Origin of the sequence: Flavobacterium sp. CAU 1735 (assembly GCF_039888695.1) — a bacterium.
Classification (GTDB): domain Bacteria; phylum Bacteroidota; class Bacteroidia; order Flavobacteriales; family Flavobacteriaceae; genus Flavobacterium.
Map to the genome: position 1 here is coordinate 15623 of NZ_JBDQQQ010000006.1, position 22289 is coordinate 37911.

The following is a 22289-nucleotide window of genomic DNA, read 5'->3' on the forward strand; positions in this document are numbered from 1 at the left end:
TCATCTGCCATCGGGCGTACTACTACTGTTTTATTCCATTTTTTTCATCACAACATAAAAGCCTATAGCCGTAAGAATCGTTATCCCTCCAGTTACCAGCCAAAGCGTATCGAATCCATGCGCCGACGCCAGACGTGTTCCGCAATAAGGTGAAACGATATGTGCCACCGCATAGGCCAAGGCTCCAAATCCCATATAGGCACCGCGGTTTGAGACTCCGGAACGTTGTACTGTTACGGTAGCCACAAAAGGCATGACCAATATTTCCGAAATACACAAAACAAACATGGAAATGTATAGCAATGTAAATTTACCCGGTAACACCAGCATCGAAAAAGACAATCCGCATAAAAGGGTTCCCATGATGATCACCTGAGCCGATGTCATTTTTCGTTCGGCTAAATGTACCAATAACATTTCCAACGCAAAAACCACTATACCACTATAAGCCAGTAACATTCCGATATCGGCTTCCGTTAATTTATGGATTTCTTTATAAAACAACGGCAACGTACTGAGCAACTGAAAGAAACAAATCGCATATAAGGCCGTTAATATATTAAACAAAATAAACGGCTTGTCTTTATAAGGTGAGATCTCCTTTTCGGTATCATGTGCTTCTTTTTTGAGTACGTTTTCATTCCCTTTTCGGTTTCGGAAATAGAAGAAAAACAAGGTTCCCGCTACAATCGCACCGATAGCATTTCCGTAGAAAAGCCAGTCGTAGGAAATAAGTGCCAACAATCCTCCGAGTGCCGGACCAATGGAAAAGCCCAGATTTATCGCCATTCGGTTTAACGAAAAAGCGCGGGTAATATTTTCCGGTTTGGCATAATAGGCCACCGAAACGGAATTTGCCGGACGAAAAGAATCGGTAATCACACTTAAAATAAAAATTCCGACCGCCAGTGTTTCCACTGTTTTAAAAAACGGTAAGATACAAAACATCGGAACCGACAACAACAAGCTGGTTGTTTGCACTTTAAAATGTCCGATTTTGTCAGTTAGCCAACCACCCAACCAGGATCCGGTAACGGCGCCTAACCCAAAACAACTTAATACCGTTCCGGCTTCTTTCATCGAAAAATGCAAGGCCTGCGTCATATAAATACCAAGAAAAGGCAGCACCATAGCACCACTTCTGTTGATAAAAATAACCAAAGCCAGCATCCAGGCCGGACGCGACAATCCCCGGTACGAATCCAGATAGATCGTTAAAAATCGTTTCATTTTGTTGACAGGAAATAGAATGTTAAAAAGAGTTACTAAAAGTACTACATTTCGTTCAGACTGCGCATCACTATCCCCTATTTATTATTAGTCTACATTTATAAAGAGAAAAAGAGTTTGGTACATCTTTAAAATAAAGCTATTTTTGCCATAGTATAACTTTTACATAAAAAATGAAGCCTAACACTCAACAATTAAACGACTTAACAATTCAGGTTAGAAGAGATATCCTTCGTATGGTTCATGCTGTAAATTCAGGTCACCCGGGAGGTTCTCTTGGATGTACGGAATTCCTTGTAACCTTATACCAACACCTAATGGACCGCAAAGAAGGTTTTGACATGGATGGTATTGGAGAAGATTTGTTCTTCCTTTCTAACGGACATATTTCACCTGTATTTTACAGCGTATTGGCGCGAAGCGGTTATTTTCCGGTATCGGAACTGGCTACTTTCCGTCTAATCAATTCCCGTTTACAGGGACACCCAACGACACATGAAGGACTACCGGGTATTCGCGTAGCATCCGGATCGTTAGGACAGGGAATGTCGGTAGCTATTGGTGCTGCCTTAACCAAAAAATTAAACGGAGACAATCATATTGTTTATAGTTTACACGGTGACGGTGAATTACAAGAAGGTCAGATCTGGGAAGCTGCAATGTATGCTTCTGCTAAAAAAGTAGACAACTACATTGCTACTGTCGACCTTAACGGAAAGCAAATTGACGGTACTACCGAAGAAGTTTTATCATTAGGTGATTTGAATGCAAAGTTCACTGCTTTTGGATGGGATGTTTTGGAAATTAAAGATGGAAATAACATCGAAGCGATCATTTCAGGAATGACAGAAGCCAAATCGAGAACCGGAAAAGGAAAACCGGTTTGTGTATTACTACACACCGAAATGGGTAACGGCGTTGATTTTATGATGCACACGCACGCTTGGCACGGAAAAGCACCTAACGATGCGCAACTGGAAAGCGCATTGGCACAAAACCCAGAAACTTTAGGCGATTATTAAGCCGCCGTTCCGTTACACCCTTATTTAATTTAAAGTCGACAATGAAAAAATATACCAACACAGGAAATAAAGACACCCGTTCCGGTTTCGGAGCAGGATTAACCGAATTAGGACAAAAGAATGAAAATGTAGTTGCTCTTTGCGCCGATTTGATCGGATCGTTAAAGATGGATGATTTTAAAAAGAACCATCCGGAGCGTTTTTTCCAGATCGGAATTGCCGAAGCAAACATGATTGGAATCGCAGCAGGAATGACTATTGGTGGTAAGATTCCATTTACCGGAACTTTTGCCAATTTCTCTACCGGAAGAGTTTACGATCAGATTCGTCAATCGGTTGCCTATTCGGATAAAAACGTAAAAATCTGTGCTTCACACGCTGGTTTAACGTTAGGAGAAGACGGTGCCACACACCAAATTCTGGAAGACATCGGTTTGATGAAAATGTTACCGGGAATGACGGTAATCAACACTTGCGATTACAACCAGACGAAAGCAGCCACTTTAGCTATTGCCGATCATCACGGTCCGGTATATTTGCGTTTTGGCCGTCCGTCGGTTCCAAACTTCACACCTGAAAACGGAACTTTCGAAATTGGAAAAGCCGTTTTATTAAACGAAGGTACCGATGTAACCATTATTGCTACCGGACATTTAGTATGGGAAGCGTTAATTGCCGCCGAAGCTTTGGAAGCAAAAGGTATCAGTGCTGAAGTAATCAACATTCACACGATTAAGCCACTGGATGAAGAAGCAATTCTGAAATCGGTTGCTAAAACCGGATGTGTCGTAACAGCCGAAGAGCATAACATGCTTGGTGGTTTAGGCGAAAGCGTTGCCCGTACGTTATCGTTACACAACCCTGCACCACAGGAATATGTTGCCGTTCAGGATAGTTTTGGCGAAAGCGGAACACCGGATCAGTTAATGGAAAAATACAAGCTAAACAACGAAGCGATCACAGCGGCCGCTGAAAAAGTTGTAAAGCGAAAATAATTACGATCAAGCATAAAAAAAGCGTTCCAATTGGAACGCTTTTTTATTTACTTATTTCTTTTTCTTCGTTATAAATTAGGCCCCTGACATCCGGGATCCAAATGTACTTTTTTACCATTGCTATTTGATGGACAAAGCGGAATCTGATCAAAAGCATATTGCGCTCCTGTTGTTGATCCCGGTATACGGATTTCGTCTTTTGTTAAAACACCATCGTTATCATCATCGATATCAAAAACATCAGCTACACCATCACCATCCGTATCGATTAAGGCACCATTAGCGTCAAAACCGTATTCGTATCGCGACAATACACCATCACCATCCTGATCCAGGAACTGGATATCGAACAACTTAAACGTAAACACCAATGGCGAATATTCCGGAATACTTCCCACATAGCTGGAATAATATCCTAAACCGGAAGGCAGGAATATCACACCGGCTCCGTAATCTTTGTAACCTAAGGTTCCATCCGGATTTTCAACAGCTACACCTCTTTTAAATTCCGGAAAAGTATATTCCCATCCTTTAATAGCACCAAGAAGACTAATTTCGGTTGCATTAGGCGCATAGTCAAACTGACCATCCGTTAGCAATAAGCCTCGGTAAGAAGTATATACTTTATCAATACCGCAAGGTGCATCACCCGTACCTGCTGCAAGTTTCAGATAATATACCTTATATTCTATATTATGTAGTTTTACAATTTTAGATTGCAATGGATAGGTCGTCTGATCCCAAATCGAAACCTGTGAACCGCCATCAGGAATAGCAGTGATCGTTGTTTCATCCACATCACCATTCGCATTATGAGTTACCTCAATATAGTGTGTTTTCAAATAATTTTCAATAGCGACGATATCGGAAGCATATTGTTGACCGTAATCCCGGATTTCAACAGTGGAACCAGCTTTATCATCACAAGCAAAAAGAGTTGCCATTAGTAATGCGCTTCCCACTATCTTAAAGAATCTATTCATTATTAATAAAATTTAACGGTGCAAGATACAATTTTCCTTTATTTTTGTTTTAATATTAACATCGAATTTTGAATTTTCATATGAGAGTGGATAAATATTTGTGGTGTGTCCGTTACTACAAAACACGAAACATTGCTACTGAGGCATGTAAAAAAGGACATATCACCGTAAATGGGCAGGCTGCCAAACCTTCACGTGAAGTTTTTCCTACCGACAAAATTACCTTACGCAGAGATCAGATTAACTATATTTTAACCGTTTTGGATATTCCAGACAACCGGGTTGGCGCCAAACTGGTCGATATTTACCGTAAAGACGAGACACCGGCAGAAGCTTTTGAACATCTGGAATTACTCCGACTTTCCAAAGAACACTATAGAGCCAAAGGTACCGGAAGACCTACTAAAAAAGACCGCCGGGACATTGACGATTATACCGACGAACCTTCTATTGATTTTGAAGATGACAACATTTAACAAAGACTATTGGGAAAATCGTTACCAAAACGACGAAGCACCCTGGGACACCGGTTCGGTAACCGCTCCGATGAAATCCTATATTGATCAAATAACAAATAAAAACCTGAAGATCTTAATTCCGGGTGCCGGTAATGCCCATGAGCTGGATTATCTTTTTTCGCAGGGTTTTCATAATGTATATGTGATTGATCTGGCTCCGACACCATTAGAAAATATCAAATTGCGAAATCCCGATTTTCCGGATGCGCAATTAATTCAGGGAGACTTTTTCGAATTAAAACACACTTTTGATCTCGTATTAGAACAAACCTTTTTCTGCGCTTTGTCGCCGGAATTACGCCCCCAATACGCATCCAAGATGCACAACATTCTAAATCCGGGTGGCAAAATAGCCGGTTTATTATTTGACTTTCCGCTAACCGAAGTCGGACCTCCGTTTGGCGGAAGTGAAACCGAATACCGTAAGCTATTTTCGGATACTTTTGTAATTAAAACACTGGAACGCGCCCACAATTCGATAAAACCGAGACAGGATCGGGAACTGTTTTTTATCTTTGAAAAAAAATAACACAACAACAACACAACAGCCATGAAGAATATCATTCTGACACAACAGGAAATCAATCATAAAACCAAGCGAATCGCTTATCAGATCTACGAAACCTTTGCTGACGAACAAGAGGTAGTTTTGGCCGGAATTGCCGCCAACGGTTATATTTTTGCTCAGAAAATAGCCCGCGAACTAAAGCAGATTTCCGATCTTAACATTGTACTGTGTGAGGTTAAAATTAACAAAACACAACCGCAGCAAGCCATTCAGACTTCGTTAACTCCGGAAGAATATACCAACAAAAACCTGGTATTGATCGACGACGTACTAAACTCCGGCACCACTTTGATCTACGGTGTAAAGCATTTCCTTGACGTACCGTTAAAGAAATTCAAAACTGCGGTACTGGTCGACCGAAATCACAAAAAATACCCGGTAAAAGCCGATTTTAAAGGATTATCCTTATCTACTTCCCTATTGGAACACATACAAGTGGTTTTCGAAGAGTCGGAAGAATATGCTTATTTAAGCTAAAAGCCCTTTTATCTCATTCACAATAGCGTCAGGATTTTTACCATCGACCGATACGACATGTTTCGCCTGATGGTAAAAATAACTCCTGTCGAAAAGGTGCTTTGCAATAAACTCCTCAACTTCTTCATCATTTAATCCGGCCAATAACGGTCGGTTGTGGCGTTCATTTTCCAAACGCGCCAACAGCTCTTTTATGGAAGCTTTCAGATAAACCGATGTAATTCCATCCAATTTTAGAAACTCGTGATTATTGGCATAACAAGGAGCGCCTCCTCCAAGACTTAGTATATAATTGTCGTTTTCGGCGATAAACGATTTCAGTTTTTCGTGTTCCAGTTTACGAAACTTGATTTCTCCGGATTCGGAAAATAATTCCGTAATGGTTTTTTGCGTTGCTTCTTCAATAATTTGATCCAGATCGAAGGCCGGAATCGAAGTCTTTTGAGACAATAATTCCCCAATTGTTGACTTCCCCGATCCCATATAACCTATAAGAATAATTTTATGCATAATAATAAATGTCTCGTTAACAGAAACTTAAAAACAGGCTTTAAAAAAAACACAAATTTAAACCAAAAAAGTCTTGTATAATAAAAAATAGGCCTTATATTTGCACCCGCAATCAGGAAATGATTACAGACTCGGTAGCTCAGCTGGTAGAGCACATCACTTTTAATGATGGGGTCCTGGGTTCGAATCCCAGCCGGGTCACAAAAATGACCTGAAATTTATTTCTTGAAAGCACAGACTCGGTAGCTCAGCTGGTAGAGCACATCACTTTTAATGATGGGGTCCTGGGTTCGAATCCCAGCCGGGTCACAAAAAAAGTCAAACTAATGTTTGACTTTTTTAGTTTATGGCCACGTGGAGAAATTGGTAGACTCGCCATCTTGAGGGGGTGGTGTCGCAAGACGTATGGGTTCGAATCCCATCGTGGTCACTACAGAAAAAAAAGCCTGAGAATCTAGATTCTCAGGCTTTTTTTTGTGGTTCGAAAACTTTTAAAATTTCTTCCGGTTTTTAAAAACATCAAATATTTAAAGAAGATTTAGGTTCGAACACCATCAAGGGCTTTAAATTATGACAGAATATTTTTACTTTGAAAAATTGTTTTAAAACAAAAGATTTTTCTAATACATCTTTACCTTTACCCTTTGCATTCGTGTGCTTATTTTAAATATTAGTTAAAGAAACAACCATTATGACAAAGGAAGAGTCTATTAAAGAGTATTACTTTAGAATCAATAGAAGTATCGATTATATTAAAGAAAACCTTCATGAAGAACTTTCTTTAGAAAAACTGGCCAGTCTTTCTAATTTTTCAAAATTTCATTTCCATAGAATTTTTAAATCTGTAACCGGAACGACAATCAATGAATTTATAAAAAAAGCAAAAATAGAGAGAGCTTTGTTTTTCTTAATGAATAATCCATCAAAAACAATTAGTGAAATTGCCTTTGAATGTGGTTTTTTAAGTACTTCATCTTTTTCAAGAACTTTTCGCGAAGTAAAACATTTGACACCAACCGAATGGCGAAAGCACCATAAAAATAGCAATATTGGTATAACTGATAGCAATATTGAAAAAATGCAGTCCGAAATCGAAAACTACCTTGCACTCAAATTAAATAATTTAAAAAAAATTGAAATGAGTGAAATTGTAAAACTTGATTTTGAAATCAAAACAATGGAGGAATTTAATGTTATTTATATCAGAAACCTCAATATCCACAATCATGATAGTGAAACATTTGGTAAAATGTTTGAGCAACTTTTTAGCTGGGCTACTCCCAGAAAACTAGTTAATTTTCCTGAAACGAAAGCATTAACAGTTTATAGAAGCAATGCTAATTTGTCCGGAATGCTTCAAGCAGATGTATGTTTGTCTGTTCCTGATAATATAGCAGGAGAAGGAATAATTGGCAGTACCAAAATAAGCGGAGGATTATATGCTGTTTTCCATAAAGAAGCACCAATGTCTGAATGTTTTAAAACATGGAATTACATTTATGAAATATGGTTTGAAGAAAATGGTTATCAACCCGATAATAGAAATTTCTTTTTAAGCCACTTAAACAACCCTAAATTACATCCTGAAAATCACCATATTATAGATATTTACATACCGATAAAATTACTGTGAAAATTAAAAAATGTAAATTCCAATAAGATTAGAAACTTCTAAATTCAAATTTATGAAATTGTCCTTTATAGTCTCATTTTCATTTACAGCTAATGGATTGCAATTTAATTTTAGAATAAATTATTTTTAAAATTATATCTGGATATTTAAACTAAAGCCTTACTGAAATATGATTTAGATATTAGATTAAACAGCTTTTAAAATTTTTAAATCTTCCAACAACGGGTTCGAATTCCGTACCAACGGGTTCACCAAATGGTACAAATGTGGATCCGCTACATCTGTACCATTTTTTTATTTCTTAATTGTTTGTTGATCAACAACACAAGAAGCAAAACTTCATTTACCCTAATGGTTCGAAAAGCTAAACCGTCAAACGTCACTTTTTCAGGGTAAACCAAACCCAATATCTTTCTTTTGATTACCACATCAAAGATCAAGAATCACTATCGAGGACTACTTTTACGGTTAGAAAATTCTTATATTTATACTCGGAAAAATCTGTAAGGCAGTTCGATTGAATCCCACAAGCATTCCTGTGTTGGTTAGAAAGCATTCACTTGTAAACCCGATTGAAATTTGGACAACTGGACAAGGACATCCTGACCACTTATATTTAAACATCATAAAGATTTATCAATTCGTAATGAAAACACATAAAGAGAATTACCCCCTTATTAGTTTTATTGTTGGCTTTTTAGTTTGGCTAGTAGCCACGCTGTTGTTTCGGATTGCAGGACAACATTTTTTTATTGTCGACAATCCATTCATAATGATCGCTCTGTATATCATCCTGATACCGGCCTTAGGCTTTATTTCAACCGCGGTCTTTACTAAATGTAAGTTGGACAACCTTGAAAGCATAAAATCGGCAGCCATTATGGTTTTACCCGGTATGCTACTGGATACCGTATGCATACAGTTTTTTGAAAAACTATTTCCCAATATGCCCGAAATCTATAGTAAAACGTTTGCTTCCTGGCTAATGTTTGCCTATGCTATCGTTTTAATTTTCGGACTTTTAAGAAAAAAACAAGAGACTAAAAATTGATTGTACTATGAGAATTGCGATATTTGGCGCTCACAACGTTGGCAAAACAACATTGGCGGAAGAACTTCTAAAGCATCTTCCCGGATACACACTTGAAATGGAGCCATACCATCAGTTGGAATCTTCAGGCTATGAATTTTCAGAAAAACCTACAGCCGATGATTTTATTGAACAATTTAATTATTCGGCCAAACGGATTCCAAAAAGCGAAGACGATGTACTATTTGACAGATGCGTCCTTGACCTATTAGCCTATATTCATGTTCTTGATCCACGTAGAAATATTCAATCTCATTTTAAAACCGTTCAAGCACTAATCTCCGAAATCGACCTTTTTGTATTTGTCCCTATTGAAAAGCCGGATCTGATATCCGGACATCAAACAGATTTCCCAAAACTTCGGAGTCAGGTTAACGATTTACTCCATGAATGGATTGAGGATTTCGGGATAGCCGCGATTGAAGTAAACGGTACATTATCGAATCGCAGCAATCAGGTACTCGCTGAAATTTCAGAATAGCAATCCCCTACCGTTTTTGACGCAACTATTCGAAATTTGGTATCTGACAGGTTATTCCTGAAGTCGATAAATAAAAAATAAGCCCATATTTGTTCATTTTGAATGCGCATTTGTATTTTTAAATGTATCCTATTTTAAAAATATCAAAAAAACATCTTCCTCTCCTGTCGCAGTAGTTCTTTAATATTGAATCGATTAACAACCCGCAACATTATCCTTCACATTTTTTTTCAAAAATTAAAGTCAAAAAAAGCAAATTTTATTAGTTCATACGGATAAAAATCCCTTTCTTTGCACCCGTTAAAAACAACAAAAGATATCTAAATATCGGACTGTTGAAATTCAGTAGGAAGCTTTAAAACTTCCGGTTTCACTGATCAAAAAGAAACAAAACAAACTTTATATTATAGACTCGGTAGCTCAGCTGGTAGAGCACATCACTTTTAATGATGGGGTCCTGGGTTCGAATCCCAGCCGGGTCACAAATTGACAGAAAAAGCACACTAATAGTGTGCTTTTTTCGTTTCTATTTTGCTCTTGAAAGTGTATTAAGTATAAAATCCATTTGTCTGTCAAAGCCCGTTTTTAAATCATCCGCCAGAAGCGGTATTTCGACGTCAGGTTTTATACCTTTGGGGTCATTTTTAAAATTTGGAGTTTTCATTTTATACTGAAAAGTAGGTATCCATACCAGTGTTTTGGAATAAGGCAAAACAAATGCCCGACCACCGGCATTACTATAATTACTTCCTTGTGAATATTCGCCATAAAATTTTCCAATTTTATATTCCCGAAGTAAGGCCAATAAATGTCCCGTCGTGGAAAAACAACCACCATTGATCAAAACACTAATCTGTCCTTTGTAAAAATTCGATTTATTTTGCTGTTTTTTAAACCACCAATCATCATCTGCACTACCAGTCGCTGTGGTGCAATTTAGTCCGTTTATTGGCGTTGTTTCCGCTACATTTATTTCTTCAATACTTTCAGGATATTGCGCATAATGCTTCCAGTTTTTTACACTATTGTACTTGGCACCCACATAATCAAAATAGTAATAGGGCTTATCTATTAGATACGAAAACAAATAATTGGCTATTTCCGCAGCACCACCGCTGTTATCGCGCAAATCAATAATTAGATTTTTAGTTTTCAGACTGTCAAGCTTTGTAAAAAAAACATCTAATTGATGTTGCGCAATCTTTCTATCGGCTTCATTATAACCATTTGCAAAGGAATAAAACTTGAGAACAGCAATTTTATCGTTTCTAATTTCAGTTGTTAAAGGCTGAATGTTTTCGGTAGTACTTTTTGTAAAGTTATCAAAAGTAATTCCTTTTACTACTGCTTTCTGCTTTTGGTTGTTATTGTCTATAAATTCAACTTCAAATTTTTCACTTTGGTTGTATATAAAATAATAAAAAGGGAAATTCTTAAATTTCGTATTTAATCCTGTTTCATTTCTACCTTCAAGATGAATATACTTTTCGACATTCTTTACTATTGCATCAATACTTTCTCCATTTATTTTAAGAATCTGCAAACCTGTATAAATCTTGTTTTCCTTTATTGAATTATCAAAATAATAATTATTTTTAATCTGATAAATACGGAATGGAAAAACGGGTTCTTCTTGTAACAATGTCGTAATTTGCCCTCTGTCAACGGTTGTATGCCCATCCTTTATTTTTGCCATTAGTGTGGCTGTGAGCTTGTAATAATCTACAATGGAAAGATCACCTTTGATCGAATGCTTTAAGTCCAAATAGGTCTTGTCAAATTCTTTTTTCGAACAAAACATAAACTGTCCCGGATGAATCGTATTTGTCAGGTTATATAATTGTGTAAATTCGGAAACGATACTATCTTTTTTTAACGTTTTATCGAACAATGGTTTATGCTGTCCACAACTAAAATTAGTCACTAAGCATAAAAACGGAAATAGTATTTTTAACTTCATTATCCAGGCTTATTATTTATTGAATGACATCTAAAACCAAATATATACATTGTGTTACTATGACACAAATGTAAGTACACTAAATCCTGTTTCCATGTTAGTCAATAAATCGATTTAACAGGATTACCAAATAAAACAGGATCGTATTGGCGCAACTGCTTTATTTTGTTGTATATTCCCACAAATTAAGCAAAAATATAAGAACTGCAACAAAGAATATTCTACCAAAAATGAAAAGAAAATTTTTTATAAAACGCTCATTTTTAGTATTGCTACTACTAATCGGTCTGGTTTCTTGTGATCAGAAGGAGAAAAACAATCAAAACAATCAAAGCAAACAAAGCAAACAACCAACAGCAATCACCAAATTAAACACGGAAGAAGAGAAAACTGTTGTTAAACATGATCCACACGCTATAACTATAGCGATCGAACAAATAAGTAGCAATCAGTTCTATTCCGCTATGCAGTATAAGAAAGTAAGCAAACCGATAGAAAAGATCACGGATCTCACTATCGTGCAAAAACAATTATCCGGAATTGTTGATTTTCGCAAAGAAGGAGACAGCACACTGTATATCAACAAGATCCATTTCAGAAACGGCACCATACTTGAAAACGATGGAGAGTGTAATTATTGCTCCTTCGTCGCCTATTTTCCTACCGATGACATTCTTTTATTAGAAGGCGGTCATATGTCGGATGTAAGTTTTGATTTAGGAACGGGTCAGGAAACGGAAGATGCCGGTAATCCTGAGCTAGCAACGGAATCCCCAAACAGCAAATACCGGTTGAACAAGATATATGAAGGACAAGAATGTTATGAACATTTTATCCAGAAAAAGCAAAACGGTAAATTTCAAAAAATAGTCGACTTAAATAAACTTTTTAAAGATAAAACAGGAGAATGGCTTTGTTATATAGAAAAAGAATTCTGGACAGATGATACTACGCTCTATTTCGGGCTGGTTACAGAATATAAAGAAACCGGAAATGAATATGTATTTTATAAGGTAAAAATAATTGAGCGATAAACAAATGCTATCACTCCACTCCTGCTCCTGCTATTGTTCGAGATAAAATGTTATGGTCATCTTTATTAAATTTATATTTGAAGAAATTCTTCCTTTTCTCTTTTTAAGAGAATTAAAAACCCTTATCAACCTCCTTTTCGACAACTAATTCTTTATGCTTTGCCCCCCATTGGCTCAATTGATTCCATATAGGCACCAATTCCTGAGCAATATCGGTTAACTCATAATCCACTCGTGGCGGAACTTCTGCATAAACGGTTCTTTTGACCAGCCCCTCTTTTTCCAGTTCACGAAGTTGTAGCGTAAGCATACGCTCTGTAATTCCTACAATTTGGTTGCGCAATTCGCTGAAACGCAATTTTCCGTTTTCCAGTTTACAAAGGATCAATAATTTCCACCGACCTCCTATTTTACATACGGCATAGGTTAGATTACAGCTTTCTACTATATAATTCTCATTCAACATATTGGTTGAATTTTCTTTTCTTTTTCCCATTGCTTACAAATTTGTTAGTATCATACAATTAGATGCGTACTATACAAATATAGTTATTACCCGATAATTTTGTCGACTAACGTAAAAGAAAGTAATATGATACTAGTAGAACAAACACAAGATGCCTTGGCCTACTCAAAATATTGAAGTACCAACAGATCTAAATCCGTGGGAAACCGGTAGGGCTTTTTATGAAAAATTTATCCCTTTGGCCGGCGAAAAAGAGGCCGTTTTTCAAATCGAAGCGCAAACTGCAGTAAAAGAGGATCATTCCGTTCCGTTGCGAGTCTATCGCCCGAATGATAATGATCAATCACCTGTCATTATTTATTTTCACGGAGGCTGGTTTAATGCCGGAAGCCTTGAAACACACGATACGCCATTACGACAGCTAGCGAATGTAGCACAAGCAACTATTATTAGTGTCGATTATAGGCTGGCACCGGAACATCCTTTTCCCGCTGGTTTAAATGATTGCGAACTTGCTGTGGAATGGGTTATTGAAAATGCGTCCGTACTCCATATCGACCCAAACAGAATAACCATAGCCGGAGATAGTGCCGGTGGTGCTTTGGCAGCAACTGTTACGCGAAAATTCCGAAAAAAAGTGAGTGCGCAACTACTCATCTACCCGGTTACAGACAACACGCTGAACACCCCTTCCTGGATTGAATTTCAGAATGGACCGCTGTTGGATTTAAAAGGAGGCATTCAGGCCTGGGATTGGTATTTGCAAAAAACAGACGACCGGAATAATCCCGATGCGATTCCTTTATTAGCAGACGACCTGGAGGAGTTACCACCAACATTTATAGCCATTGCCGAGTACGATCCCTTAAAAGACGAAGCCATCCAATATGCCGAAAAACTAAAAGCAAAAGGAGTATCTATAGAGCTGAAACTATACGAGGGAACTACCCACGGTTTCTTTCAAATGGGTGGCTTTATTAAAGATGCAAAAACGTTAATGCAGGATTTGATCGATTTTACAAACAGAAACAGTACTTCAAAATGAAAAAATACGCCTACATCGGATGTTTGGGTTTTATCGCTGTCATTACTACCGAGTTTGGTGTTATTGGCATACTCCCTCAAATAGCCGAACATTACAAAATAAGCATCGACAAAGCTGGAATGCTACTTAGTGCTTTTGCATTAGTAATCGCATTGACCGGTCCTTTTATGACCTTATTAACGTCAGGCTTTGACCGCAAAAAAATAATGGCCTCAGCGATCCTTATCTTTCTTTTTACGGGAATCATATCCTCCTTTTCCCCTCCTTTCTGGCTGTTGATGGTGGTTCGGATGCTTCCTGCATTGCTACAGCCGGTATATATTGCTACGGCTTTGTCGGTTGCGGTTTCAAAAGGAGATAAAAAACATGAAAACGAATTGATGAGTATTGTTTTTAGCGGTGTAGCCATTGCGATGGTTTCTACCGTTCCGTTTGCAACCTGGTTAGCGAGTAAACTTTCATGGGAATATTCTTTTATCGTTCAAACTATTGTTAGCGCTATTGCGCTGTTGGTGATCTATAGCTTTCTGCCCAATATGCCGGTTATCGCGAAAAAATCATACGGAAGTCAGTTGAAAATACTCACTCAACCTATATTTATCGTTAGTACGGCCATGAATTTTTTTATGATCTCCGGATGGTTTTCCACCTATAGTTACTTTGCCGAATACCTCAACAAAGCAAAAAGCATGGATAACACCATGGTGAGCTATATGCTTTTTGCCTTTGGTTGTATCGGAATTATAGCCAACCGTATTTCGGGAAAAATGCTCAACAAAAATATAACGAATACCACTGCCTTATTTTTGTCGGGAACCATTCTCATTCCGGTATTGTTACATTTTTCGGGTACGAATACCATAGCGGTGTTTTTGGTGATACTACTTTGGGGATTTTTGTATTCCCCGAGTTTTCTAAATGCTTCTACTTATATGATTTCATCGGCACCGCAATCGTTGGAATTTGCCAACAGCCTTGCGACTTCCTTTGGCAATATGGGCGTTACAGTAGGTACTACGATAGGCGGATGGATTATAGCCACAAGAGGTGTTCAATACACACCATGGCTAACGTTGGTATTCGGTTTGCTGGCTTTTTCGATGATATTGATCAGGAAATATTTGGAGCGAAAAGCATTAGTACAAACCATTGTCATAGACAACAGTAAAAAATAAGGTGTAAAAACAGTACCGTCTGCATAGCTACACAATGCTATTATTGGAAGCATCTACATTATGGATGACTGGTATAACGAATTTCTTCCAATCCGGTACAAATTTCCAATACATCACCACGAATAATCATTTACAAATACAAGCTATTCATTAAAGTGGTACTTTGCAATCCAAATAACCACTTTGACTTAAATTAACTATGAATTATTTTTACATCGGAGGAGGCGCAGTAGTGCTCCTTATTATTTATTCGTTGTTCTCTTCAAAAAAGAACCTGAAAAAAGCACCTGAAAAACTAATCGACGCAAAGAAAAAATTTGACGACGGCGAAATCAATGCTTCCTTAAGAGCTTTAGGGGAAGCATTTGTAATCCCTTATGACAACCACGTAAAACCCGAACAGAAAATTCACCTTATCGCGGTCTTGGATCTGTTGAGAAAGGTATTTGCCGAGATGAATATTTCGGGCAGCAAACTTATCGATCCGCTTTATGACAAGCTTAGCAATTCTGTTAATGCCAATGTGGTTCTCAACGAAGGGAACTACAAACAACTACAAAATTTCTTTGATCAAACCAATACTGATGAAAAGCTGGTTAACTATCTGAAAAAATCTGTTTTTAACGGTGAGATTTCCATATCGGATGCTACTACTTCAGACAGTTCGTCATTTCCGGAAACCAGTAGCAGAACAACACCCTATATCAATACAGCCGGAAAGCTGATCATGAGTCGCAAATACCAGGACGCAATCGATGTATATCGGAACGCACTCAACGAAGAGTGGGATGATACCGACAAAGCGTTCCTGCATGATCAATTGGCTTCGTGCTACCTTATGAATAAAGATCTGGCCAATGCTGAAGCCAATTACAAAGAAAGTATTGCCATTAAATCGTATTTCCTTAACAACTGGAATTACGGCGATTTCCTGGTTTACCACAAGCGTAAAGCCGATGCCGGAGTACAGCTTCCAAAAATTGAAGCACTGATAGCGTCTCCGTCTGACAGGAAAGACTACAACAAGCTGCTAAAAAATTTCGAAGCGTTAAAATAATAATCCAATCAAAAAAATATGGAACGTATTGATCACGACGAATTAAAAGCGATAATCAGCAATGATGCTTTTAGCAAATACACTCACGAACAACTATTCAGAGATACAAAATATTATTTCGAATCGATGAAATCAATGCCCTTCTTTGGGGAAGAAACGCTCGGTATATATATTGACATCTACAAAGAGCTAGGCGAAAAAGACTATAGTCCTGCGTTGTACGAACTGGGACTGCTGTATTACAACGGCGAATCCTGGTTGTCTCCGGATTATGCCGTATCGTTCGACTACCATCAAAAATCGGCTGCGTTAGGCAATGCCGATGCCATGTTTGAACTGTACGTCTATTACGCCACCGGTATCGGAACCGAAATCGATGCAGAAACGGCAACAAACTGGAACCTGAAATCGGCCAATGCGGGCAGTGACAGAGCGTGCTATAATATGGGTACTTTTTATGCCACAGGAAACAACATGCCGCAGGATATGGAAAAAGCGATAACCTGGTATGACAAAGCTTCGCAGCTTGGAAATGTACGGGCAACAGAAACCCTGGGTCTGATGTATCGCTATGGTGAAGGCGTACCGCAGGACGAGGCAAAAGCCGAAGCCTACGAAAAACTGGAAGACGAACAACGCGAGGCATTTTTACGTCAAATGGACGGAATGTAATTTTTCAGAAACAAATATACATTTGTTCCCAACGAATCTTCATTAACAAATTGTAGCGCAGGATATTTCTATACCTTAGCGCTACAAATAATTTAAAATGGCAACACTATATACAATTACGGTAAAAAGCATTGAAGCAACCAAAGTAACAGCAGAAGTTCGCGTAGACCATCCCGATGCGGGAAGCGATATCGGTTCTAAAGACTTTGCTTTGCAAATATTACTTGAAACGGGACATATTGAAAGACCTTATTTCAATAAACTTCCGATTCCAATGGAAGAATGGAAAAAACTGGTAACCGAACATCCGCGAAAAGACGAATACGATGTTATGCATCAGTATAACGACGGTATGAAGCTCGACATCACACCGGAGGAAGGACAAAAAAGAAATGATCGTGAATATTCGCAAAAACACAACGAAGAACTGGCGTTACAATATGGCAAAAAAGTTTCAGCCAGCGGAATGTCGAACGGTCAATATTATGTACAATTCGATAACGAGCCATTAAAGGTAATCGATGTTGCCAACAAGGTAATACTATCGAAACCTGTAAAGCGGAAGCTTGAAAAGGATCTGTACACACTGGAGTTTGAAGTTGCCGATGCGGAATACCTGTATCACCTTAGAGAAAAAATGCGTTATGAGACCGCGGCATGGAACCTTTCCTCCTATTATAAATCGGAAATAAAAGTGGCAGAAGGCGAAGCAGTACTACTTCACTATAAAGATGCCAAAAGCGATAAGTTCTGGCAGATTATACAGAATGGTGCCACATTAAATATTACCTACGGAAAAACAGGAACCGCCGGTCAAAAAAACGTAAAAGAATTGGATTCCGTGCAAAAAGCCGAAAAGGAGCGCGACAAGCTGATCAACGAAAAGCTGGGTAAAGGATATACAAGAACAAACTAATTCAACGTGTTAATTATGGGTTTATTTAATTTTTTCAAAAAAAACAATCAGGCCGAGCCGAAAAAAGAAAAAAGCACTTCCGAAAATCCTTCCGCTTCTATTTCGCGCGAGCAAATGCATGATGCGTTAACATCGGCGATAGACGATCGGGATTTTAATGAAATACAGACACTAATGAGTGCCGTTACTAAAGATAATGCCCCTTCTATTTATCTGGCGCTTAATTTTGAAGATTCCTGGTTTCCTGAAAAAGGTTATGACCGAATAATAGACAGTATGGCTCATAACCAATTCGTAGACCTTAATGAAACCAAAGACGGCAAAACACCGCTTACTATGATTGCCGAAGCCTGTCATAATGCTACAGCTATCTATGCCCGAATCGTTGAATCGTTGCTTAACGGCGGCGCAGATGCGAATAAAACTGATCATTTGGGATGGAGCGCACTTGCATATACAATAAACAAACATGGAGTATCCCCTACTATTATCCAAAAGCTCATCGACGCCGGATCAAACCTGAACCTCGTTGTTGAAAGTGACGATTTTATAGGACTCAACGAAAGAAGCATACTGGGAATGGCTTACTACAACAATAAAGATTTCTTTGCCCAACTTAAAGAAAAAGGAGCCGTAATGACCGACGAAGAAATTGAAGAGTTACAGGACAGAGGGTATTCATTGGAACTGTAAAACGACATCATTGCTATAGCCGGGTAATACTACCTAATAACAGTATTACCCGGCTATAGTTTTAATTGCATGAGCCGTAAAAACCCGAAGCGCCGGAAACAATGAAAAACTTTAAAATCAAGTGGTTATATATATTTTACTGCATTCTTTTCAATGCGGCCGGCCTCCTTTATGCCCAGGATTATAAACGCATCGACTCACTACAATATGTAGCCGATACCTACAGCAGAGCCGGACAGAACTACAAGGCTGCCATTGCGCAATTGGATGTAGATGTCGCCTTTATGGTAGCCGACAGGCCACTTCGGGACAGGTCGGCCTATCGCACCGCACAAGCCTATGTCAGATCCCGGAAATATGACGAAGCCTTTTATCAGGTTACCAGAGCATTTGAAGGAATGTGCCTGTCTAACGACTCCATTGGTATTGCCTATTGCTACAGCGTAATGGGTCAGATCTTCGGATTTAAAAAAGATTACACCAAAGCAGCCGGTTATCACCATAAAGCACTAAATATTCTCAAAAGAAACGCGCATCAAAAAGAAAACACGGCTACGGCCAAGGTACTTTATGCCATTTTTTTTATCAGTCAGAAGAAATATGCAGAAGCATTACAACCACTATCTGAAGCGCTTGCCGTAACAACCGGCACCGGTTTTTATAATGCTAAAGCTTACATAATGGATCAATTGGGCTTTTGCCATGCCATGCTCGGCAATTCCCAAAAGGCAAAACAGTATTACCGCGCGGCATTGGCCCATGAAAAAACAAATCGATATGTCGATATCCGGATGCGCATTTTAAAGCATTTGGGAGAATGCTATCTTTCCGGTAACGACATTCCAAAAGCGAAGTCTTTTTTGGAGCAATGCATTGCGTTAAAACCCTTAGACGAGGAAAGCGAAGATTATGTTATGGCCAACCGGCTATTGGCAGAATTATATGAAAAACAAAGCAACTACGAACAGGCGTATCGTTACAGAATAGAAGCGGTACAAGCCAAAATGGGATTGATGAGTGAGGCAATCCTTACCAATACCGAAGCCCGTTCGGTAAAATTCGATACCGAACAACTGGCACTGCAAAACAGCCTTCTTCAGGCTACCACCGAAACACAAAAAATTGAAGCTCAACAGGCGAATGCAAAAAAGAACGTATTCCTGTTCGGTTTTATATTTACCATTATCGTGTTGATCACTCTTCTGATATTTTTATATTTTTACTTCAGACAGAAAAGAGCCATCGCGGCCAACAGAAACAACGAACTGAAACAGCAATTACTGCTTACACAAATGAATCCGCATTTTATCTTCAACTCAGTCGATACCATACAAAACCTTATTTACGAAGATAAAAATGACGAAGCTGTTGCTTATCTCTCGAAATTTTCACAACTTACCCTTCAGATACTGGAGAACTCTTCGCTACAATACATCAGTCTCAAAGAAGAAATCAACATGACGGTGAACTACCTGACGATACAACAACTGCTTTATAATAATTTCGATTATAAAATCATCGCAGAAGACGGGATTGATACCGAAACAACCTTCATTCCTCCGATGCTCACGCAACCATTTATCGAAAATGCTGTAAAACACGGAATCGCCGGAAAAAAATCAGACGGCAGCTTACAAATCCGATTCTATAAAAAGCGCAACAAGCTTTATTTTGAAGTAACAGATAACGGAAAAGGCCTTAGCGGAGAAACAAGAGAAGGTCACCGGTCTATGGCTACAAAAATTACATCCGAAAGGCTCAATGCCACACAGGAGACGATTGAAATCGCCAACATCATTGATAACGGCATTGTAAAAGGCACCGTTAGCCGTTTTGCGATTCCGTACAAAATAAAGAACAACCTTGCATGAAGCAATTCTGTATTGTATACTTCGTTTCCTGTTTCCTGTTGTTTTTACCGCAGACAGTGATTGCACAACATAATAACGGGAAAACTTCGCCCGAAATGCAGGTCGACATTCTGAATCGTTTGGGAACGACCTACAATGAAAAAGGAAATTTTGAAAAAGCCGAATCGCTGTTTCAGAAAGCCATAGCCCTTTGCCGAGTGCACAAGTTCGACAAAAAACTAGGTCAGAGTCTGTATAACCTTTCATCACTGTATACCGAAACCGCTAATTACGAAACCGCGATAAAACTTGGCGAAGAATGTGTGGAAGTCCTCCAGAAACAAGACGATAAGGAGACCGTTGCCAAAAGTCTGATGAACCTTGAAACATGTTGGCGAAAGAGTGGAATGTTTATCAACGGGATGATCTATGCCGACAGTGCTGTAAAAGCTTTAAGACCTTTAAAAAAAGATACCCTACTGGAACTGGCGCTTTGGCGACAAGGAGAAGTATATCGAAAAATAAATACCGCGCGGGCTATACCCATGCTGAAAGAAGCGTTGGTTTTGGCACAAAGAATACCGGAGTTGTACAACCTGGATAACATTTACAATTCGTTGGGGCAATGCTATATCGAACCCTATACTACAGTATATAACACCGAAATTGCCGAACACTATTTCCGGATGGCTTTGCAGGCTGCGTTACAGTATGACAAAGTGGATGTGAACGATAACCGTATCCAATACGGAAAAATATGCATCGTTAACGAAAAGTACAAAGAAGCAGAACATCAATTAAAGCTCGTGTACCGCGATGCCTTAGCCGCCAATAACAACGATCGGCTTTCGGTAGCTGCCTTTTGCCTTGGTGAGCTGTATTTTGCGATGAACCGTTTTCAAACCGCTTCCCGTTATCTGAAGGAACACGAATTGCTTGAAGAACGGTACGATGCCGCGCAGAAAAAAATTACGACCGATAAGATGGCCTTTAACTTTAAAACCGGAAGAGTCGAAACGCTAAACAAGCTCCTTAAACAGCAGCGCGAACTACAACGGGTAAAACAGGAACAAGTAAGCTTCCGCAATAACGTAAAAATAGGCATTTCGGTAGCTGTAACGCTTTTTCTGGTTACCGTTACATTGGTATTGTACCGGTTTAACAAAAGAAAAAATCTACTGCTATCCAAAAAGAGCGCTACGTTACGCCAGCAATTACTACTCACACAAATGAGTCCCCATTTTATAACGTCATCGATCGAGAGCATACAAAACCTCATCCGGGAAGACAAGCCGGATATAGCCGCCTCCTATCTTTCCAAATTCACCCGTCTGACCCGACAGATACTGGAAAGCAGTACGGGCGACTCTATTTCGCTGGATGAAGAGATCGCCATGATAACCAACTATCTCACGGTTCAGCAGTTGCTTTATCCCGGCGGCTTTAATTTTACGGTTGATGACGACGGTATGGATACCGAGGCCATTTACCTTCCACCAATGCTCACGCAGCCGTTGCTTACCAATGCCATAAAAAGAATAACAGGTTCCAACCAACATTCGATTGCCGTACAATTACTGTTAAAAGACAACAAGCTGTTGATTTGCGTAAGCGACTCCGGCGGACCGTTACAACCCGGTGAGCAACAACGTATTTTGGAATTGCGGGATATAAGCATAACCGCAGAAAGGCTTGAGGCTCCGGTAACCGTAAAAAATATAACCCTCGAAGATGGCACGGTCGGTGTAATGACACAGTTGGAAATACAGTACGTTACCGATGACTAATAGGACGCTTTTATTACAATCGCCTACAAACTTTCAATAAACAACTACGAATAATCATTTACAAATACAGACATCTTATTAAGTCGTAATTTGCACACTATAACGGGATATCCAAACCATAGACTCC

Annotated in this window: 22 protein-coding genes and 4 tRNA genes; 21 read left to right on the forward strand and 5 right to left on the reverse strand. The window is 38.8% G+C overall.

Annotated elements, in window-relative coordinates; translation table 11 throughout:
• Positions 1 to 30: 30 nt before the first annotated feature.
• The gene (locus AAFN64_RS13220; protein WP_300488492.1) at positions 31 to 1230 is read right to left on the reverse strand and encodes an MFS transporter; all 1200 of its coding nucleotides are present in this window, start codon (positions 1228 to 1230) and stop codon (positions 31 to 33) included.
• A gap of 173 nt (positions 1231 to 1403) precedes the next feature.
• Here AAFN64_RS13220 and AAFN64_RS13225 point away from each other — a divergent pair, with 173 nt between their 5' ends.
• Both AAFN64_RS13225 and AAFN64_RS13230 read left to right on the forward strand, forming a co-directional pair.
• Entirely contained in the window at positions 1404 to 2252 is an 849-nt protein-coding gene (locus AAFN64_RS13225) for a transketolase (RefSeq protein ID WP_300488495.1), read from the forward strand.
• Between the two features lie 41 nt (positions 2253 to 2293).
• Positions 2294 to 3247 carry a transketolase C-terminal domain-containing protein gene (locus AAFN64_RS13230; protein ID WP_300488498.1) on the forward strand — a complete coding sequence of 318 codons (954 nt, stop codon included), beginning with the start codon at positions 2294 to 2296 and terminating at the stop codon, positions 3245 to 3247.
• Between the two features lie 68 nt (positions 3248 to 3315).
• Here the strand turns inward: AAFN64_RS13230 and AAFN64_RS13235 are convergent, their stop codons facing one another.
• Complete coding sequence (locus AAFN64_RS13235; RefSeq protein ID WP_347760755.1) at positions 3316 to 4230, reverse strand: FKBP-type peptidylprolyl isomerase; 915 nt, start codon at positions 4228 to 4230, stop codon at positions 3316 to 3318.
• 80 nt (positions 4231 to 4310) lie between these two features.
• On the opposite strand from AAFN64_RS13235, the gene AAFN64_RS13240 reads away from it, so the two are divergent.
• From AAFN64_RS13240 to AAFN64_RS13250, 3 genes are read left to right on the forward strand one after another with little or no spacing between them, the layout of a single operon-like run.
• Positions 4311 to 4706 (forward strand): RNA-binding S4 domain-containing protein, encoded by a 396-nt coding sequence (locus AAFN64_RS13240; RefSeq protein ID WP_136403208.1) that lies wholly within the window; start codon positions 4311 to 4313, stop codon positions 4704 to 4706.
• Complete coding sequence (locus tag AAFN64_RS13245) at positions 4693 to 5277, forward strand: methyltransferase domain-containing protein (RefSeq protein ID WP_347760756.1); 585 nt, start codon at positions 4693 to 4695, stop codon at positions 5275 to 5277. The genes AAFN64_RS13240 and AAFN64_RS13245 overlap by 14 nt, the downstream gene beginning before the upstream one ends.
• A 21-nt stretch (positions 5278 to 5298) precedes the next feature.
• Entirely contained in the window at positions 5299 to 5793 is a 495-nt protein-coding gene (locus AAFN64_RS13250; RefSeq protein WP_300488508.1) for a phosphoribosyltransferase family protein, read from the forward strand.
• Here the strand turns inward: AAFN64_RS13250 and AAFN64_RS13255 are convergent.
• A complete protein-coding gene (locus AAFN64_RS13255) occupies positions 5785 to 6303 on the reverse strand; it encodes a shikimate kinase (protein ID WP_347760757.1) in 519 nt (172 codons plus the stop codon). The genes AAFN64_RS13250 and AAFN64_RS13255 overlap by 9 nt on opposite strands.
• Positions 6304 to 6431: 128 nt before the next feature.
• Between AAFN64_RS13255 and AAFN64_RS13260 the strand changes: the two genes are divergently transcribed.
• The 7 genes from AAFN64_RS13260 (at position 6432) to AAFN64_RS13290 (ending at position 9989) form a co-directional block, all read left to right on the forward strand.
• A tRNA-Lys gene (locus AAFN64_RS13260) sits at positions 6432 to 6504 on the forward strand.
• 35 nt (positions 6505 to 6539) lie between these two features.
• Positions 6540 to 6612 (forward strand) — tRNA-Lys (locus tag AAFN64_RS13265).
• A 39-nt stretch (positions 6613 to 6651) separates the two neighbouring features.
• Positions 6652 to 6733 (forward strand) — tRNA-Leu (locus AAFN64_RS13270).
• 261 nt (positions 6734 to 6994) lie between these two features.
• A complete protein-coding gene (locus AAFN64_RS13275) occupies positions 6995 to 7936 on the forward strand; it encodes an AraC family transcriptional regulator (RefSeq protein WP_347760758.1) in 942 nt (313 codons plus the stop codon).
• A 646-nt stretch (positions 7937 to 8582) separates the two neighbouring features.
• The gene (locus tag AAFN64_RS13280) at positions 8583 to 8987 is read left to right on the forward strand and encodes a DUF5367 domain-containing protein (RefSeq protein ID WP_347760759.1); all 405 of its coding nucleotides are present in this window, start codon (positions 8583 to 8585) and stop codon (positions 8985 to 8987) included.
• 7 nt (positions 8988 to 8994) lie between these two features.
• Positions 8995 to 9507: an AAA family ATPase gene (locus AAFN64_RS13285; protein ID WP_347760760.1), complete on the forward strand. Its 513-nt coding sequence runs from the start codon at positions 8995 to 8997 to the stop codon at positions 9505 to 9507.
• A 409-nt stretch (positions 9508 to 9916) separates the two neighbouring features.
• Positions 9917 to 9989, forward strand: a tRNA-Lys gene (locus AAFN64_RS13290).
• A 44-nt stretch (positions 9990 to 10033) separates the two neighbouring features.
• Here AAFN64_RS13290 and AAFN64_RS13295 read toward each other — a convergent pair.
• Positions 10034 to 11203 (reverse strand): S41 family peptidase, encoded by a 1170-nt coding sequence (locus AAFN64_RS13295; RefSeq protein WP_347760761.1) that lies wholly within the window; start codon positions 11201 to 11203, stop codon positions 10034 to 10036.
• Between the two features lie 494 nt (positions 11204 to 11697).
• Here AAFN64_RS13295 and AAFN64_RS13300 point away from each other — a divergent pair, with 494 nt between their 5' ends.
• Entirely contained in the window at positions 11698 to 12501 is an 804-nt protein-coding gene (locus tag AAFN64_RS13300) for a hypothetical protein (RefSeq protein WP_347760762.1), read from the forward strand.
• A gap of 112 nt (positions 12502 to 12613) precedes the next feature.
• Here the strand turns inward: AAFN64_RS13300 and AAFN64_RS13305 are convergent, their stop codons facing one another.
• A complete protein-coding gene (locus AAFN64_RS13305; RefSeq protein WP_347760763.1) occupies positions 12614 to 12997 on the reverse strand; it encodes a helix-turn-helix domain-containing protein in 384 nt (127 codons plus the stop codon).
• 121 nt (positions 12998 to 13118) lie between these two features.
• On the opposite strand from AAFN64_RS13305, the gene AAFN64_RS13310 reads away from it, so the two are divergent.
• From AAFN64_RS13310 to AAFN64_RS13345, 8 genes are all read left to right on the forward strand, one after another.
• The gene (locus AAFN64_RS13310; RefSeq protein ID WP_347760764.1) at positions 13119 to 14012 is read left to right on the forward strand and encodes an alpha/beta hydrolase; all 894 of its coding nucleotides are present in this window, start codon (positions 13119 to 13121) and stop codon (positions 14010 to 14012) included.
• Positions 14009 to 15187, forward strand: coding sequence for an MFS transporter (locus tag AAFN64_RS13315; protein WP_347760765.1), 1179 nt, complete (start codon positions 14009 to 14011; stop codon positions 15185 to 15187). Before AAFN64_RS13310 ends, AAFN64_RS13315 begins: the two co-directional genes overlap by 4 nt.
• 199 nt (positions 15188 to 15386) lie before the next feature.
• Positions 15387 to 16244, forward strand: coding sequence for a tetratricopeptide repeat protein (locus AAFN64_RS13320; RefSeq protein WP_347760766.1), 858 nt, complete (start codon positions 15387 to 15389; stop codon positions 16242 to 16244).
• An 18-nt stretch (positions 16245 to 16262) separates the two neighbouring features.
• A complete protein-coding gene (locus tag AAFN64_RS13325; protein WP_347760767.1) occupies positions 16263 to 16916 on the forward strand; it encodes a tetratricopeptide repeat protein in 654 nt (217 codons plus the stop codon).
• A 97-nt stretch (positions 16917 to 17013) separates the two neighbouring features.
• Positions 17014 to 17832: a WGR domain-containing protein gene (locus AAFN64_RS13330; protein ID WP_300490085.1), complete on the forward strand. Its 819-nt coding sequence runs from the start codon at positions 17014 to 17016 to the stop codon at positions 17830 to 17832.
• A 15-nt stretch (positions 17833 to 17847) separates the two neighbouring features.
• Positions 17848 to 18525 carry a hypothetical protein gene (locus AAFN64_RS13335; RefSeq protein ID WP_300490082.1) on the forward strand — a complete coding sequence of 226 codons (678 nt, stop codon included), beginning with the start codon at positions 17848 to 17850 and terminating at the stop codon, positions 18523 to 18525.
• 101 nt (positions 18526 to 18626) lie between these two features.
• On the forward strand, positions 18627 to 20396 hold the full coding sequence (locus tag AAFN64_RS13340) for a tetratricopeptide repeat protein (RefSeq protein ID WP_347760768.1): 1770 nt from the start codon (positions 18627 to 18629) through the stop codon (positions 20394 to 20396).
• Positions 20393 to 22162 (forward strand): tetratricopeptide repeat protein, encoded by a 1770-nt coding sequence (locus AAFN64_RS13345; protein WP_347760769.1) that lies wholly within the window; start codon positions 20393 to 20395, stop codon positions 22160 to 22162. The genes AAFN64_RS13340 and AAFN64_RS13345 overlap by 4 nt, the downstream gene beginning before the upstream one ends.
• The last annotated feature ends 127 nt before the right edge of the window (positions 22163 to 22289 follow it).

What these genes read in the sequence shown, in the direction of transcription:
- AAFN64_RS13220 (WP_300488492.1), bottom strand. Translation starts at nt 1,230, where the DNA reads ATGAAACGATTTTTAACGATCTATCTGGATTCGTACCGGGGATTGTCG.
- AAFN64_RS13225 (WP_300488495.1), top strand. Translation starts at nt 1,404, where the DNA reads ATGAAGCCTAACACTCAACAATTAAACGACTTAACAATTCAGGTTAGA.
- AAFN64_RS13230 (WP_300488498.1), top strand. Translation starts at nt 2,294, where the DNA reads ATGAAAAAATATACCAACACAGGAAATAAAGACACCCGTTCCGGTTTC.
- AAFN64_RS13235 (WP_347760755.1), bottom strand. Translation starts at nt 4,230, where the DNA reads ATGAATAGATTCTTTAAGATAGTGGGAAGCGCATTACTAATGGCAACT.
- AAFN64_RS13240 (WP_136403208.1), top strand. Translation starts at nt 4,311, where the DNA reads ATGAGAGTGGATAAATATTTGTGGTGTGTCCGTTACTACAAAACACGA.
- AAFN64_RS13245 (WP_347760756.1), top strand. Translation starts at nt 4,693, where the DNA reads ATGACAACATTTAACAAAGACTATTGGGAAAATCGTTACCAAAACGAC.
- AAFN64_RS13250 (WP_300488508.1), top strand. Translation starts at nt 5,299, where the DNA reads ATGAAGAATATCATTCTGACACAACAGGAAATCAATCATAAAACCAAG.
- AAFN64_RS13255 (WP_347760757.1), bottom strand. Translation starts at nt 6,303, where the DNA reads ATGCATAAAATTATTCTTATAGGTTATATGGGATCGGGGAAGTCAACA.
- AAFN64_RS13275 (WP_347760758.1), top strand. Translation starts at nt 6,995, where the DNA reads ATGACAAAGGAAGAGTCTATTAAAGAGTATTACTTTAGAATCAATAGA.
- AAFN64_RS13280 (WP_347760759.1), top strand. Translation starts at nt 8,583, where the DNA reads ATGAAAACACATAAAGAGAATTACCCCCTTATTAGTTTTATTGTTGGC.
- AAFN64_RS13285 (WP_347760760.1), top strand. Translation starts at nt 8,995, where the DNA reads ATGAGAATTGCGATATTTGGCGCTCACAACGTTGGCAAAACAACATTG.
- AAFN64_RS13295 (WP_347760761.1), bottom strand. Translation starts at nt 11,203, where the DNA reads ATGGCAAAAATAAAGGATGGGCATACAACCGTTGACAGAGGGCAAATT.
- AAFN64_RS13300 (WP_347760762.1), top strand. Translation starts at nt 11,698, where the DNA reads ATGAAAAGAAAATTTTTTATAAAACGCTCATTTTTAGTATTGCTACTA.
- AAFN64_RS13305 (WP_347760763.1), bottom strand. Translation starts at nt 12,997, where the DNA reads ATGGGAAAAAGAAAAGAAAATTCAACCAATATGTTGAATGAGAATTAT.
- AAFN64_RS13310 (WP_347760764.1), top strand. Translation starts at nt 13,119, where the DNA reads ATGCCTTGGCCTACTCAAAATATTGAAGTACCAACAGATCTAAATCCG.
- AAFN64_RS13315 (WP_347760765.1), top strand. Translation starts at nt 14,009, where the DNA reads ATGAAAAAATACGCCTACATCGGATGTTTGGGTTTTATCGCTGTCATT.
- AAFN64_RS13320 (WP_347760766.1), top strand. Translation starts at nt 15,387, where the DNA reads ATGAATTATTTTTACATCGGAGGAGGCGCAGTAGTGCTCCTTATTATT.
- AAFN64_RS13325 (WP_347760767.1), top strand. Translation starts at nt 16,263, where the DNA reads ATGGAACGTATTGATCACGACGAATTAAAAGCGATAATCAGCAATGAT.
- AAFN64_RS13330 (WP_300490085.1), top strand. Translation starts at nt 17,014, where the DNA reads ATGGCAACACTATATACAATTACGGTAAAAAGCATTGAAGCAACCAAA.
- AAFN64_RS13335 (WP_300490082.1), top strand. Translation starts at nt 17,848, where the DNA reads ATGGGTTTATTTAATTTTTTCAAAAAAAACAATCAGGCCGAGCCGAAA.
- AAFN64_RS13340 (WP_347760768.1), top strand. Translation starts at nt 18,627, where the DNA reads ATGAAAAACTTTAAAATCAAGTGGTTATATATATTTTACTGCATTCTT.
- AAFN64_RS13345 (WP_347760769.1), top strand. Translation starts at nt 20,393, where the DNA reads ATGAAGCAATTCTGTATTGTATACTTCGTTTCCTGTTTCCTGTTGTTT.